This is a genomic window from Erythrobacter sp. BLCC-B19 (assembly GCF_028621955.1).
Taxonomy (GTDB): domain Bacteria; phylum Pseudomonadota; class Alphaproteobacteria; order Sphingomonadales; family Sphingomonadaceae; genus Erythrobacter.
Genome location: NZ_CP117516.1, coordinates 955,253 through 969,871, shown reverse-complemented (window position 1 = coordinate 969,871; position 14,619 = coordinate 955,253). Strand labels below are relative to the sequence as shown.

Sequence of the window (14,619 nt, the reverse complement as noted above, 5' to 3'; positions counted from 1 at the left end):
CAGACGGCGCTGACGCGGTTGCGCCCGTGCGTCGCAAGGGTCTGGGTCGGCGGGTGATGGCGCGGGTCGTCCCCGGCAGCGTGGTGGTGATCGCTGCGCTGACCGTTCCGGAATTCTCGGTGGGTGCCGGCGATGTCGACGGGAGCCTCGGGCGTGACGGGCTGCCCCCTCCGGTCCCGGCCAAGGATCCCGCCGCCAAACGGTTCGGCGTTGCAGCGGTATCTGGCCCTGCGCTGACAGGTGTGCGCTATGCCGCCTTGATCGCCGCAAATCCGTCGGCGGGCCTTGCTACCCTTCCGGCACAGACAGAACGCCTGATCGAGCCTGCGCCCTTGCCCGAGCCTGTGGCGCCTGTGCAAATGCCGCCCGCGCAGCTTGCGCCGCCAAGCTTGCCGCGCGCCGAGAGCAGCGCTCCGGCGCTGGTTGCTCCGGCCGCGCGCGTCACCGCGCTCGGCGAGGATGCGGGCGCGCTTGACGCTGTGACCGCGCCGTCCGCCCCGCAGGTGGAGCCGGTTGCCCGCGCCGTCCTGCCGGCCCAGCCCGTAGCGGTGACAACCGGAGCCGCCGCACCTGCCAAGCTCCCCGCAGCCGAGCCAGCGCCGCCAGCCGCGCGCCTTGCCGCTGCCGCGCCCGTGCCTGCCGCACCGATCAGCGCAGGCGGGGTGAACGCCGGTGTCGCGGTAGAACCGACAGCGCCATCGACCCCGGCGAGCGCTGCTCGTCCCGCGCCAGTGGCAGCAGCGCCATCGGCGCCGCAGGTCACGCCGACGGCAACGCTTGCTCCTGCATCCCCGCTGCCCGCCGCTGGCAGCGCCACCGGCCGCGCGCCTGCGCCGCGCGGGGCGATCGATCAGGTGACCACCGCGCAGACCATCGCGTCCCGAACCGCGCCGCCCGCCGCCACAGCTGCGCGTCCGGCCTCCGCACCCGCCAGCGCGCCGCTTGCAGCGGCTGCGCGTCCGGCCGCGCCAGTCAGCGCGAGCGCTGCTGCGGTGCCTGCCGCGCGCGCGCCGATTGCCGCGCCGCGCCCGGCGGCTGCTCCGGCCCCCGTCGCCGCGCCGACACCGACGGCAAAGCCCGCCAGCGTTCCTGCACCGGCACCAGCGGCCGTCGCCGCTTTGCCGAAACCCAAACCTGCGCTTGCCGCACCCGCTGGCGCGGCGAGCAGCCGCTATCAGCAGACCATCACATCCCGGCTTCTCACCCGGGTTGACGGCAAGACTGCCGGCATGGTCGATTTCCAGCAATCGCCCGAGGGGCTCAAGGTACGGCTCGGCTCGGTGGTCGAGCTGCTCGCCAACCGCTATGATCCCGCCCAGCTGGCCCGCATCCGTCAGTCATCGGCGGGCGACACCTATGTGGCGCTGTCCGCCTTGCAGGCGCAGGGCATCCCGATCAGCTATGATCCGGTCTATGACGAGTTCAATGTCGGCCTTACCGATACCCGGCCCAAGAATGCGCACAAGGTGCACATGGAGCAGATCAGCACGCCGATGCTCGGCCCCTGATCGGCACAATACCTACGGGGTGGGGCAAGCCCCGCGCGTGATCTCGTATGGCGCGCGGCCTTCTTCTTCGGCGACCAGTTTCACGCACCAGTCCGCCCCTGCCTTTGTGCGCATGGTCGAAAGCACCGCGCGGGTATCGGGCGCGAGCGTGGTCGAGCCGCGGTGGCGCGCGGTCGATTGCCCGGTCACTTCGAGCGCATAGCTGACCGCCTGCGCGCGCGGCGACAGGCCGATCAGCTGCACTTCGACCAGGCCGTCGTGTTCGTGGACATCGAGCGAGAGCGCGTGGGGCTGGTCGGTCATCGGGGCTCCTGTTGCCTGCGCAAGCAGAGCCAGCGCCGCAGCATAGGGCGGCAGGGCAGGGGTCATGGCGCGCCGCCTCCCAGCTGGTTGATGAGTGCATTGATCAGCGCCTGGGCCTCTTCGCCCAGACCAGCAGTGCTCTCGGGCTTTTCCTCGCGCGGGGGAGCAGGCTGGATGGTCGGATTGGAGCCCAATGCGATCGAGGCGATGGCCTGATTGCTGAAATCCCCGCTTGATGCCCCGCCGCGCGCCAGCCGTTCGATCACCTGCGCGACGCTGGGCAGCGAGGTGCTCTCAAGATTGCCGCGCAGCAGCTGATCCTCGGCGCTCGCCGAGGCGGGCGCAAGATTGGCAAACTCGCCCGAGCGGGTCTCGATCCGGTTGAGACAGAGCGCCTGAATGGCCGGGACATCGGGCGGGTTATCGCAGATGTCTGTGCCCTCGATCGCCTGCAACAGCACCCGGCGCTCGGCCGGGGAAAGCTGCGCGAGGGTGGCGTCGAGATCGACCTTGGACAGCTGGACCATGCCCGGCCCGCCTTGCCCGCGCGCGCTGATCTGGCTGGCGGGCGCGTTGCTGTCGCCGCGCGAGATCTGGCCGCCGGCGGTCTGCACCAGACTGGCGCGCGGCTGTGCGGCAGTGGCGGGGCGTCCGCTTTCGTCGAGATAGGCGCGTCCTGCGGCGCTGCTGCCCGAGGCCTGCGGCATTTCGATCTGGCTCGCCTCGGTGCGGCTGGCAGGCGGGAGCGCGTCGTCCTGCTGCGCGGACGCACCCGTTGTAAGACTGGCGAGGGCCAACCCAAAACCTGCCCCAAGGCCAGCAAGGCGCATCGGCTGCATCATCCCCGATCCGCCGACCTCAGCCGCCTGCACCGGCTGGCGGCATGAACTGCACGCCTTCGCCGGTGTTGCTCTGCGTGATCTCCATCGTCGCGCCGCCCGTTTGCGAGATCACGAGATCAGCCAGAGCATTGCCGTTCTGGGTCCATTGCAACGTATTGCCGCTGTCGATCTGGGTCGCGGTCATGGTGTTGCCGTCGCCCTGCTGGGTCAGGCTGGCGGTGTTGTCGCTGCCATCCTGTGCAAGGATGATGCGATTGCCATTGCCGCTCTGGATGATCTCGGCGCTGGTCGTAGCGGTCGCTGAGCTTTCCCGCTGGAGCACGAGGGCGGTATTGCCCAAGCCGTCCTGCAACAGCGCAAGGTCGGTCGCGCCGGCACCATCCTGCTCTGCCTTGACGACATTGTTGTCGCCATCCTGCACGATCCGGGCGCGGTGCGCGGCGATGCCGGTCTGGGCGAGGTCGACCTGGTTGTCGTTCCCCTCCTGCACGATGTTGGCGAGGCTGTCGGAATTCTGCTGGCTGACGGTCGCGCGGCTCCCATCGCCAATCTGTGCGACGAAGACACCGCGTGAGGGCTCTTCGCTCTGCGCGAGGGCGGGGACGGCGATAAGCGCTGCGGCCAAGGTGCCGCTGCGGACCACATCGAGGGGGGATCGCGCCATCATTCACCCTTCCATACTGCATAAAGCTGCCCCGGGCGAGAGCATTGCTCCCGCCCGGGCGCTTCGGGCTTACATACCCTGTGTGACCGTGGCCATGTTGCCAGTGCCCGTCTGGGTGACGAACGACTGGTGATCATCGCCGGTCTGCGAGACCTCGGCCGAGTTGTTGGCACCGTTCTGCGTGACGGTGCTGAGGTTGTCGGCGCCCAGCTGGGTCACTTCAGCCGAGTTGAAGCCGCCCAGGGACAGCGTGTCCGACTGGGTCACAGTGCTCGAGTTGCCGCTGCCGGTCTGAGTGATGTTGGCAGCCGTGTTGTCATCGCCGAGCACGTTGTTGCCGACCAAGTCGATATCGCCCTGCTGCACGGTGCTGGTGTTGACCGGCCCGCCGGTGTTGGTCTGGATCACCGTCGCCGAGTTGCGGCTTCCGGTGCCCTGACCAATGAACGAGTTGTTGAGGCCCGTCTGGGTCACATCGGCGGTGTTGTTGCTGCCCGGGCCGACATCGCCCTGGTACACCCGGCTGTAACCGCCCGTGCCGATCTGGTCGACAAAGGCGACGTTGCCCGAACTGCCCTGCACAATGCCCGAATCACCACCGGTGCCGCTCTGCGTCACGGTCAATTCGTTGCCGCTGCCGCTCTGGATGCTCTGCGACAGGTTGTCGGTGCCCGACTGGGTCACGCTGGCGATCTGGCCCGAACCACCTTGAATGACGAAGGCATCGCTGCCCGTGCCCGACTGGATCACGGTCGATTCGCCCGTATCCCCGTTCTGCTCAATGGTCGCATCCAGCTCGACGCCGTCCTGATTGACGCTCGAGTCGTTGAAGGTTCCGCTCTGGGTGACAGTTGCGGCATTCGACGAGGCGCCGGCCAGAACCGCGGTGTTGGCCTGGGTGATGGTGCTGTCGTTGTCGTCACCGTTCTGCGTGCTGGTGGCGGTCATCAGGCGGGCCGAGATGGTCGCCGTGCCGGGGCCGTTCTGGTTGATCGTGCTTTCGTTGCGATCACCGCCCTGGTTGATGGTCGCCGTCGCAACGCGCGGATCATTGCCGCCCGGAGGATTGGGCAGGTTGTTGACCGTCTGATTGATCGTGGCGATGTTGAAGTCGCCGCCCTGATTGACAAAAGCGTCCGACAGCTGGCCCGACTGGGTCACGAAGGCATCATTGTCGTTGCCCGACTGGTCGATCCCGACAAGCGCCGGATTCGTATCGTCGCCCGAGCTGTTGTCGAAGCCCGACTGGGTCAGCGTCGCATCGTTGTTGTTGCCACTCTGCGAAATGCTGAGATCGCTGCTGGTGCCCGACTGATTGGCGATGATGCCGTTGTCATCCCCGGCCTGCACCAGCAGTGCTTGCTGGCCGTTGGTCTGGTTGTTGCTGTTGGCAGCACGGCCCTGGATCAGCGATGCCTCGTTACGATCACCCGACTGCTCGATTTCGGCGACCGAATTGAGCGCGGTCTGGCCCACGGTTGCATTATTGTCGGCGCCGGTCTGAGTCACCGTGGCATCGCCGCCGGAATTGGCTTCCTGCGTGATCGTAGTGGTATTGTCGGCATTGCCCTGAACCACCGTCGCAGCGGCGTTCTGGCCGGTCTGCTGGACGGTTGCCGTCTGGGTTCCGCCCGTCTGGGTGATGGTGGACGAATTGTCCTGCGCAGCAGCAGGTGCCGCCATCGCGAAGGCCAGCACTGATACGCCGGCCAGAATTGCATACTTCATCTCAAATTCCTTCGAAGAACGAATGGCTTGGAAGTGAATGCGACGTCGGCACAGGCACAAGGCGACTGGGCCGAGAGAGCCCCGGGGCGATCAAAACCGCGCCCGGGGCTCCAGGCATTACATTCCGCCCTGCGTGACCGTCACCGAACCGCCGGTGCCCGACTGAACGATGTTCGACACGTTGCCGTTGTTGTTCTGCGTCACCAGTGCATCGTTCGACAGACCGCTCTGGGTGATGTCCGAATCGTTGCCGATACCGGTCTGCTTGACGTCGGCGAGGTTGTCGTCCCCGCCCTGGTTCAGCAGCGCATCGTTGAGCGAGCCCGACTGCATCACGTCGGATTCGCCGTTGGTGCCGGTCTGATTGACCGTTGCACGGTTGCTGACCGCCGTCGGTGCCAGATCGACATTGCCGGTCTGGGTGACTTCACTGTCGTTGCCGGCACCCGACTGGGTGATTTCGGCACGGCTGTTGAAGCCGGTCTGCGTCGCGACCGAGATGTTGTTGATCGCCGACTGGGTCACGAAGACATCATTGTTCTGATGCGTGGCGCCCACACCGTTCTGGGTGACGGTCGACTGCGAGCCGTCCGAACCCACCAGCTGGTCGATATAGGCCGCATTGCTGCGCCCACCGGTCTGGTTGACCGTCGAACGGACATTGTTGCCAGCCTGGAAGATGTCAGCCGTCTGGGTGTTGCCGATCTGATCGACCTTCGAGAAGTTGTCGTCACCGGTCTGCAGCACGGTTGCCGACATGAAGTTCGAACCGTTCTGCATCACCTCGCTCTCGTTGTTGTTACCCGACTGGGTAACCGAGGCATTGGCGATCTTGTTGAGCTGGTTCACGGTCGAGGTGTTGCCATCACCCGTCTGGGTGACGGTCGCGCTCAGCCGCTCGTCCTGGAAGCCGGTGGCGGGCAGCACGTCGTCCTGAGTCACGGTCGATTCGTTGCCGGTGCCGCGCTGGAACACGGTGGCGCTGTACCGGTTGGAATTGCCCAGCAGGAAGGTCTGTTCGACGGTCGAGGTGTTGACCCCGTCCTGATCGATGATCGCATCCTGGTTGATCGCCGATGCCCCGCTTGCCACCTGCGTGACGGTCGAGGTCGCGCCATTGGCCTGAGTGACGTTGGCGTTGAGATCGCCCGAACCTGCACCGCTGGCCGACTGGGTCACGGTCGACTTGCTGCCGTCGCCACTCTGGTTGACGCTGGCGATCAGGTCGAAGCTGACAGCGCTGTTGGTCTGGGTCACGGTCGACTCGTTGGAGTTGCCGGTCTGCGTGACGAAGGCTTCCGGATCCGAACCCGGCACGCCCAGGGTGCCGCCCGCATTCTCGTCGGTCTGGGTGATGTCGGACTGGTTGCTGTTACCGGTCTGCTCCACTTCGGCGAGGCCATCGATGGTGTCCTGCGTGGTGTTGGCGCGGTTGGTGTTGCCGGTCTGTGCGATCGTGGATTCGCCGCCGGTGCCATCCTGATCGACGGTCGCGGCGTTGGTCATGCCGTTCTGGTCGATGTCCGAGGTGTTCTGGCCGGCTTGCGTGACCGTTGCGCCATTGCTGGTGCCCGTCTGGTCAATCGTCGACACGTTCTGAGCGAGGCCGGGAGCGGCGATGGCAAGAGCCAGCACCGAAGCCCCGGAAATGATGATGTTCTTCATGGTATCATATCCTTTCGACGGACCGGAGGGGCATCACTCGGAGCCCCGTCCGGCACGATTGTTTCGATGCTTAGTTCTGGATCACCGTCGCCGTGTGGGTGTTGCCCGTCTGGCTGATCGCCGAATTGTTGCCGGTGGCGCTCTGGGTCACGTCGGCAATGTTGTTGTTGCCGTTCTGGGTGATGGCCGAGATGTTCGACATACCGCCGTCGAGCTGGTTCACATTGGCGGTGTTGAAGTCGCCGTTCTGGTTCACGCTCGACTCGCCATCGTCACCCGACTGGATCACGTCGGCAATGTTGCCGTCGCTCGCCGTGGTGCGGACCACGTTGAAGTCACCATTGGTGCCCTGGTTGATCGTCGAGGTGTTGCCATCGCCTTCCTGCAGCAGGGTCGCGAGCTGGTTTTCGCCCACCTGGGTGATGCCGGTCGCACCGCCGGGAACGCCCGAGGTGTTGCCTTCACCGATCTGGGTGATCGAAGCCACCTGATTGCGGCCGTACTGATCGACCTTCGACAGGTTGTTGTCGCCATCCTGCGTGACGGTCACGCTCTGGTTTTCGTTGATGATCGGCAGGTTGACGAAACCGACGCGGAGCAGCGCCGAGTTCTGATCGACTTCCGAACGGTTGCTGTTGCCATCCTGATTGATGGTCGCATCCGAACCGTTGGCGGTGCCGCGGACATCAGCGAAGTTGTCGTTGCCGTCCTGATCGACCAGCACGTCGGCGCGGCCAGCCAGCTGGCTGATCGTCGAGGTGTTGCGTTCGCCGTTCTGGATGACGTCGGCGTTGGTCAGACCTTCGAGCAGCACGCCCGTCTGGCCGACGGTGCTGTTGTTGTCGGTGCCGGTCTGGCTGACGTTGACGGTCGAGCCTGCACCGGTGCCGGTGACGCGCGAGACGTTGGTCTCACCGTCCTGGAAGATGTCGACTTCCGAACCGGCGCCGTTCTGGGTCACGCCCGAATCGTTGCCGGTGCCCAGCTGGGTGACAGCCAGGTTGGAGGCCGCGCCGGTTTCGCTCGCGGTCGAGATGTTGCCTTCGCCATCCTGGCTGATCACAGCAACCGCACCGAGGCCCGACTGGGTGATGCCCGAGTTGTTGAGGCTGCCGTTCTGGGTGACGTCGGTATCCGAGTTGATGCCGCTCTGCGTCACGGTCGAGGTGTTGCCGACCAGCATGGGATCGCTGTTGGTCTGCGTGACAGTGGTCGACGAGTTGAGGCCGCTCTGGCCCACGGTCGAAGTGTTGCGCGTGCCGTTCTGGTCGATGGTGACATCGGCAAGGCTGGCCGACTGGGTCACGGTCGAGTTGTTGCGGTCGCCATCCTGATCGACATTGGTCACCGAGCCCGAACCCGACTGGGTCACGGTCGACTTGTTGAGTTCGCCGTTCTGGACGATGTCGGTCACCGAGCTGACGCCGGTCTGGCCGATGTCGGACTCGTTGCCTTCACCCGTCTGGGAAACGAAGGCGTCGGCGAGCGATCCGCCCTGGATCACGCTGCTGTCGTTGCCGACACCATCCTGAGTGACTTCGGTCAGCGAACCGGCACCGGTCTGGGTGATGTTCGAGATGTTGCCCTGACCGGTCTGGCCGACGGTGGCCGACGAACCGTCGCCGCTCTGGGTGATGGCGGAGTCGTTGCCGTCGATCATGGGCTCGGTGTTGGTCTGGGTGACGTTCACGGTGGCGTTATCGCCGGTCTGGCCGACACTCGAGAAGTTGGCATTGCCATTCTGCGTGACGATCGTGGTGGCTTCCAGCGCGTTCTGGGTCACGCCCGAAACGTTGTCGGTGCCGTCCTGCGTGACTTCGACCGTGCTGTCGGTGCCCTCTTGGGTCACGTCGCTGTCGTTGCCTTCGCCCGTCTGTTCGACGGTCGCGGTGTTGCCGCTGGAGCCAGCGGCTTGCAGGATGTCGGAAACGTTGGTGCCGCCCGAAACGCTCGTCTGCGTGACGGTTGCGGTGTTGCCGCTGCCGTCCTGATCGATTTCGCTGTCGTTGGTGCCGGTGCCGCTCTGGGTCACTTCAGCGATTTCGTTCACGCCGGTCTGTTCGACATCGGACGTGTTGGGCACGGCCTGCGCCAGTGCCGCGCCCGCGAGGGACAGCGCCATCAGCGACACGCCTGCTTTGATTGCCTTCTTCATTGCCTAGTTCCTTCTGCTTTGGATCACTTGAAGTTGTGCGACAGGTTCAGGCCCAGCTGACGTACTTGCGTCGCTGGTGCCGGAATGGTGATGCGGGTGCGGTTGGTGCGGGAAGGACGGGCATGGCCAACCACAAGGCCAATGCGGGCCGGGTGGGTCGTGCTGGAGATGGCCGTCAATTTCCGCCGGGTATTCATGGTTGCATCCGCCCTAACGATAGGCGATACCCGGCGTTGGCCACGGCGCGTCAGACGCCGGACCAAACAGGTGATCGCATACCTTTTCCTCGCGCGCATCGGAGTTGCCGCTCCTTTGCGTGCTTTATTTTGCGGCCCAGCCGGCACCTTGCGGTGCTCTTCTGGTCTATCCCGTCAGACGATGAAGCCCCCCCGGGAATTCCTTTGCAGAGCTACGAACCGTCGCTCCGGTCATCCTGTTTGTCGCCATCGACCACCGTCAGGGCCGTGAGCGAACCCGCCCGCTTGACCGCTTTCTGGATGTCGCTGGCGTCATAAAGTCCATCGCGCTCGGCGCGGTAGGCGGCAAGCAGCGGCATGGCGGCGGCCATGTCGTTGAAGCGCCACAGATCGAGGTCCACGCCCTCAAGCACGAGGCCATAGACGGCCTTTTCGATCGCCTGCTGCAAGGCGACCTGATCGGGCTCGTTCGACGTGATCCCGGCCTCGGCCTCAAGCAGTTCGCGGAAGGCCACGAACTTGAAGGCACTGGCGCCGAGCGCCTGGCTGGCGATGGTCTTGGAAGCGGTGACGTTGGCCAGCACCTCGCCGGTGCGCACCGAAACGGCGCGCAGATAGACGGTCACGGTGTCCTGGCGGTATTCGGTGCGCGCGCCAATCCCGAGGAAGGCCGCGCCTGCGCCGCCGGTGACGGTGTTGGTGTCGTAGCCGACAATCCCGCCTTCCAGCAGCACGCCGGCAAACAGCAAGGCGGGCAGGGCATTGGGATCGACTTCCTGTTCGCCGAGATAGCGCTTGCGCATCTCGCCAATGATCTGGCGTTCCTTCAGAAGGTTATCCAGCCGCTCGCGCTCGACCACGGTGAACCAGCCACGGTTGCCCGCATCCTGCAACGCCTTGACCAGCATTGAACTGGCCCCTTGCGTCACGGCGCGCGACAGCGTCTGCCCGGTTTCGCTCGGCTTGAACTGGCCGGTCTGATCGGTGAAGCCATAGACCGCGATCGCCACCGGCCGCTGCGGAGCAGGCAGCTGGTTGAGCAGGGTCTGGGTCTGGGTCTTCTTCGGGAAATAGGCGAGGCTGGTGGTGGTCGCCATCGAATTGCGGCCGTCCTGCGGCATACTCATGCAACCCGACAGCGCCAGCGCGGTCACGGATGCCAGAGCAAGGGAGGCGAGCTTGCGCATTTCCGGCCTCAGTTCACTTCGATGAACAGCGGAACGACGATGCGGGTTTCCTCACCCGTGGTGTCGTTCTTGATGATGAGGGTCACTTCTTCCAGCGTGCGGAAAAACTCGATGGTCTGACCGCCAAAGCTGATCGTGCCGCTTTCCTGCGGGTTCTCGCCGAAGATGGCATCGACGATCTGCGACGACAGCGCCGAGAGCAGGCGCGATTGCAGCTGGCGGGCGAAGATGTCGGCCTGCGAGTTGCTGCTGGCGGCGCGCGGATCGCGGAAATCGTTGTTGGCGTTGGCAACGCCAAGCACGTGCTGCGAATTGAAGGGGTTGCCGCCAAAGGTGGGGCTGATCGGCTCATGCACGAGATCCTGCGCGGCCACCGGAGCAGCAGCAAGCAGTACGCACGCCACAAGGCCTGTCTTGCAGATCGACATCAAACCCCCCAAACTTACCGAGGAACCGCTGCTTGGGGTATCTTCCCCATTGCCACGTTCAAAGTCTTTCGACTCGGCGACTCGATGAGACAATGTTAGGGGTTATTAACAGGGTGTAAAGTAACTTCCCGTAGCCGCCGCAAAACCGTCCTTCGGCTAGACACCTGCAATCTTTGCACTTTATCTGCGGCCCCGAGGGCGGAGAGAAACCTCCAAAATGGTGGTTTTGTGCGAAAAATCACGGGCTTCCACGCCATTTCCGGCCTGTGGCACGCGTCAGGGGTGTCCTCGCACAGACCGGTTTGCGGCTCGTTTTCGTGCTTCGATGCATCCCATGCAAGCGGTTAACCTTATGATCCGGCTTGCACCGCGCGCTTCGGCCTGGAGTTATGCACAGGCGCGGCGGCGGCGGGCGAGTGCGCGCGGCATGGCGGCCGAGCCTCAACTGCCGCGACGCAAAAAAGGGCGGCGCCATTGCTGGCACCGCCCTTCTTGTTGTCGACCTGAAGGCCGCGGTTTCGAGCTTACTTGAGCTCGACGGTGCCGCCGGCTTCTTCGATCTTCTTCTTGATGTCTTCGGCTTCGGCCTTCGACACGCCTTCCTTGACGGCCTTCGGCGCGCCTTCGACAAGCGCCTTGGCTTCGGTCAGGCCCAGGCCGGTGATGGCGCGGACTTCCTTGATGACCTGGATCTTCTTGCCGCCGTCGCCGGTCAGGATGACGTCGAACTCGGTCTGCTCTTCGGCAGCCGGGGCATCGCCGCCAGCGGCGGGCGCAGCAACGGCAACCGCAGCAGCGGCGCTCACGCCCCACGCTTCTTCAAGCGCCTTGGCGAGGTCGGCGGCTTCGAGCACGGTCAGCTTCGAAAGTTCTTCAACAAGCTTGGCAATATCGGCCATGATGGTTCACTCCAAATTGGTGGCGGGGCGGGAAAATGCCCCAACAGATTGTTTCGTCTGGCGAAAAACGTCTCTTACGCTGCGTCCTTGTCCGCGTAGGCGGCGAAAACACGGGCGACCTTCGCAGCGGGTGCGGTGACGACCTGGGCGATCTTCGTCGCCGGGGCGTTGACCAGCCCGATGAGCTTGGCGCGCATCTCGTCGAGGCTCGGCATCGTGGCGAGCGCCTTGATCCCTGCTTCGTCGAGCACGACCGAACCCATCGACCCGCCGACGATTTCGAGCTTGTCGTTCGTCTTGGCGAAATCGACAGCGGCCTTGGCAGCCGCGACCGGGTCGGTCGACCAGGCCAGCCCGACCGGGCCGGTGAGCATATCACCGAGCCCGACATAGTCGGTGTTCTCGAGGGCGAGCTTGGCGAGACGGTTCTTCGCAACCTTGTAGGTGGCGCCAGCATCGCGCATCTTCCCGCGCAGGTCGGTGGACTGGGCCACCGTCATGCCGAGATTGCGGGTGACAACCACCACGGCAACCTCGTTGAAGACCGCATTGAGCTGGGCAACCGCGTCGGCTTTCTGCGAACGATCCATGCCATACTCCTTCACAAATGGCCTTGGCGGGAATGGCTCCCCGCCGAGACCGGCTACGTTATGTCCGCGCACAGGGCCGCGAAGGCTCCGTACACGGGCGAGTCCGTCGATAGGGAAGGAGGGTGTGCCATCTGGCACGCGCGGGGCAGGCCCATGCGGGGCTGCCCGGCAAAATCTCGTTTCCCCGTCTAGGCTGGAAATTAAGAAGACCCGATTGCCTTCACCAACTGTCTCGGACGGATGACGCGGCACAAGCACGAGGCCCGCCGGTCGGGGCGGGCCTCTAGAAGATCGGGCGTCAGAGTCAAGCGAATTGGCGGCTCAGGTCTCGTCCCCGCGATAGCCCAGCAGGTCACCTGGCTGGCATTGCAGTTCGCGGCAGATCGCAGCGAGGGTGGAAAAGCGGATAGCCTTGGCCTTTCCGGTCTTGAGGATCGACAGGTTGGCAAGGGTCAGCCCCACCCGGTCGGCCAGTTCAGTGAGGGTCATGCGGCGGGCATGGAGCAGGTCGTCAAGCTTGACCATGATGCGGGCTCCTTCGAGGTCGTCGTTGCTGGGGGGCATCACACTGTCCCTTCGAGGTCTTCGCGCATCGCGGCGCCATGGCGGAACACGCGGGCAAGGATGAACAGCACGATCACCATCAGCACCGGGGTCAGGCTGATATCGAAGCCTCCCTCGAGCGTGGTATCGGTAAACTGCGCCGCCCAGGCCGAGACGATTGCGGCCGTTGCGGTCGATACGAAGGTGAGGGCGTGGATGCCGATCAGGATCCAACCCATCGCGCTCAGCCGGTCGGCGTTCTCGGGCACGAAGGGATCACCTGCGGCGACCGTGTCGATAATGCCGCGCAGCTTGCCGAAGAACAGGAACACCGCCGCGCACAGCACGCAGACCACCGCCAACAGCACGAGCACCGCGCCGAACGGCATGGCGGTGATGTCAGGGCCGAATTCGGCGCGCGCTTCGATATTGATGCTGTCGTGATAGAACGGCAGCGCGATCATAACGAGAATGATGGTGGCACTGGCCAGCGCCATCAGGCCCTGGATCAGCAGGGTCAGGGATTTGCCGGCAATCAGCAGCAGGTCGTTTCCGGGGGATTTCATCGGCGTGCTCCTTTCAGGGCGATCAGGCCAGAACCGGCAGGTCGAGCGCGGCAGGCGCGGCGGCCTGCGCGGGCGGCACCGTCACGACTGCGCCGATCGACGCGAGCGAGAGAAAAACCGCAGCGCAGGCGGCAAGGGCGTGGTTGGCGAGGCGGGGCATATCGATCTCCTTTATCTTTCACATTGTGATTCGATAAAGGTCGTGTAATCCGATTTGCGGCTTATCGTCAATCAATAATATTGAAAAACGATATTGAGCGTGTCGTTTTTCGATTAGGCCCGACCGACATCCTCCGGCGCGCACCACAAGGAAAGGGTGTCGGCGGCATAGGCGCCGCCCGCGCGGAAATGGTCACCGGGGGCGGTTTCGAAAGTCGCACCGGGGGCAAGGCCGATCATCCAGTGCAGATCGGGCGCGCTGCCGGGTCGGTTCTCGTAAGCGATGCCGTCGGCAAAGGTCAGCCTCAGCCATTGCGCCAGCCCGTTGACGGTGCCTCCGGTGCTGACGAGCCTCGCTTCGCCCGCCCCGACCGGATCGAGCGCGCCCGTGTTGAAATCGAAAGCGAACAGGCTGGCCGGGGCGCTGTGCAGGTGCAGCGCCGGGCTGTCCGCCGGACACCAGCGCGCTGTGTGAAGGTGCGGGCCGAACGCGCCGAGATCGAAGCCTTCGACCGCGCTGATGTCGGCGGTGAAGGGCGGGAACTGCGCCAGCGCGACTTCGATGCTGGCGCGTTCGGGCACGAACAGCGCGCCGGGTGCGGCGAGCTCAGCGCGGGCATGACTGAGCGAACCGAGCACGCCTTCGCCGATAAGGGTGTGGCAGAACAGCTCCGATACCACCAGATCGACCCCGCCGCCCAGATCGCGCACCCGGTCAAGCGCAGTGGAATGACGGTCGAACAGGGTGATCCGGTCTGCGAGGCCATTGGCCGCGATCACTGCCCGCGCGCTGGCGGCGAGCAGCGGGCTGGCCTCGCAGGCATAGACGTGCGCGGCCCCGGCGCGGGCGGCCATCATCGCCAGCAGCCCCGATCCGGTGCCGATGTCGAGCACCACCCTGCCGCGCGCCAACCGCTCGATCGCCGCGCGATAGGCGGCGTTGCGGGCATGGTCGCGCAGCATCCGGGCGTGGAAATCGGGCACATCATGGCGCAGCACCGTCCCCGCCAGCGCCTGCCAGCGCGGATCATCGCCGTGCCGCGCCAGCGCCCGTTCGACGAGCGCGCGGGCAAGCCCGCCGGTCACGCCCTCGGCGAGCCCAAGCCCGAGTTCGAGGAAACGCACCGGGTCTTCGACCGGGTTGGGGGGTGGAGGGGCGGGGGCGGCGGGCTTGCTCATGGCCCG

The 14,619-nt window shown here is 65.0% G+C and carries 16 protein-coding genes; 1 reads left to right on the top strand and 15 read right to left on the bottom strand.

Annotated elements, in window-relative coordinates; translation table 11 throughout:
- Nucleotides 1-56 precede the first annotated feature (56 nt).
- Nucleotides 57-1,508 (top strand): hypothetical protein, encoded by a 1,452-nt coding sequence (locus PS060_RS04320; RefSeq protein WP_273985738.1) that lies wholly within the window; start codon nt 57-59, stop codon nt 1,506-1,508.
- A gap of 12 nt (nt 1,509-1,520) precedes the next feature.
- Here the strand turns inward: PS060_RS04320 and csgH are convergent, their stop codons facing one another.
- The 15 genes from csgH to PS060_RS04245 form a co-directional block, all read right to left on the bottom strand.
- Nucleotides 1,521-1,877, bottom strand: coding sequence for a curli-like amyloid fiber formation chaperone CsgH (gene csgH / locus PS060_RS04315; RefSeq protein WP_273985737.1), 357 nt, complete (start codon nt 1,875-1,877; stop codon nt 1,521-1,523).
- Entirely contained in the window at nt 1,874-2,683 is an 810-nt protein-coding gene (locus tag PS060_RS04310) for a hypothetical protein (RefSeq protein ID WP_273985736.1), read from the bottom strand. The genes csgH and PS060_RS04310 overlap by 4 nt, the downstream gene beginning before the upstream one ends.
- On the bottom strand, nt 2,670-3,320 hold the full coding sequence (locus PS060_RS04305) for a hypothetical protein (RefSeq protein WP_273985734.1): 651 nt from the start codon (nt 3,318-3,320) through the stop codon (nt 2,670-2,672). The genes PS060_RS04310 and PS060_RS04305 overlap by 14 nt, the downstream gene beginning before the upstream one ends.
- 66 nt (nt 3,321-3,386) lie before the next feature.
- Nucleotides 3,387-5,045 carry a beta strand repeat-containing protein gene (locus PS060_RS04300; RefSeq protein ID WP_273985732.1) on the bottom strand — a complete coding sequence of 553 codons (1,659 nt, stop codon included), beginning with the start codon at nt 5,043-5,045 and terminating at the stop codon, nt 3,387-3,389.
- A 117-nt stretch (nt 5,046-5,162) separates the two neighbouring features.
- Complete coding sequence (locus PS060_RS04295; RefSeq protein ID WP_273985731.1) at nt 5,163-6,710, bottom strand: beta strand repeat-containing protein; 1,548 nt, start codon at nt 6,708-6,710, stop codon at nt 5,163-5,165.
- A 70-nt stretch (nt 6,711-6,780) separates the two neighbouring features.
- Nucleotides 6,781-8,865, bottom strand: coding sequence for a beta strand repeat-containing protein (locus tag PS060_RS04290; RefSeq protein ID WP_273985730.1), 2,085 nt, complete (start codon nt 8,863-8,865; stop codon nt 6,781-6,783).
- Between the two features lie 23 nt (nt 8,866-8,888).
- A complete protein-coding gene (locus tag PS060_RS04285) occupies nt 8,889-9,062 on the bottom strand; it encodes a hypothetical protein (RefSeq protein ID WP_273985728.1) in 174 nt (57 codons plus the stop codon).
- A 212-nt stretch (nt 9,063-9,274) separates the two neighbouring features.
- Complete coding sequence (locus tag PS060_RS04280) at nt 9,275-10,249, bottom strand: CsgG/HfaB family protein (RefSeq protein WP_273985721.1); 975 nt, start codon at nt 10,247-10,249, stop codon at nt 9,275-9,277.
- Between the two features lie 8 nt (nt 10,250-10,257).
- Nucleotides 10,258-10,677: a curli assembly protein CsgF gene (locus tag PS060_RS04275; RefSeq protein WP_273985719.1), complete on the bottom strand. Its 420-nt coding sequence runs from the start codon at nt 10,675-10,677 to the stop codon at nt 10,258-10,260.
- A 524-nt stretch (nt 10,678-11,201) separates the two neighbouring features.
- Nucleotides 11,202-11,576 carry a 50S ribosomal protein L7/L12 gene (gene rplL / locus PS060_RS04270; protein WP_273985716.1) on the bottom strand — a complete coding sequence of 125 codons (375 nt, stop codon included), beginning with the start codon at nt 11,574-11,576 and terminating at the stop codon, nt 11,202-11,204.
- Between the two features lie 74 nt (nt 11,577-11,650).
- Nucleotides 11,651-12,166 carry a 50S ribosomal protein L10 gene (rplJ, locus tag PS060_RS04265; RefSeq protein WP_273985715.1) on the bottom strand — a complete coding sequence of 172 codons (516 nt, stop codon included), beginning with the start codon at nt 12,164-12,166 and terminating at the stop codon, nt 11,651-11,653.
- Nucleotides 12,167-12,487: 321 nt separating this feature from the next.
- Complete coding sequence (locus PS060_RS04260; protein WP_273985713.1) at nt 12,488-12,730, bottom strand: helix-turn-helix domain-containing protein; 243 nt, start codon at nt 12,728-12,730, stop codon at nt 12,488-12,490.
- Nucleotides 12,730-13,275: a DUF2975 domain-containing protein gene (locus PS060_RS04255; protein WP_273985712.1), complete on the bottom strand. Its 546-nt coding sequence runs from the start codon at nt 13,273-13,275 to the stop codon at nt 12,730-12,732. Before PS060_RS04255 ends, PS060_RS04260 begins: the two co-directional genes overlap by 1 nt.
- 22 nt (nt 13,276-13,297) lie before the next feature.
- A complete protein-coding gene (locus PS060_RS04250) occupies nt 13,298-13,435 on the bottom strand; it encodes a hypothetical protein (protein WP_273985711.1) in 138 nt (45 codons plus the stop codon).
- 113 nt (nt 13,436-13,548) lie between these two features.
- Nucleotides 13,549-14,613 (bottom strand): 50S ribosomal protein L11 methyltransferase, encoded by a 1,065-nt coding sequence (locus PS060_RS04245; RefSeq protein ID WP_273985710.1) that lies wholly within the window; start codon nt 14,611-14,613, stop codon nt 13,549-13,551.
- Between the last annotated feature and the right edge of the window lie 6 nt (nt 14,614-14,619).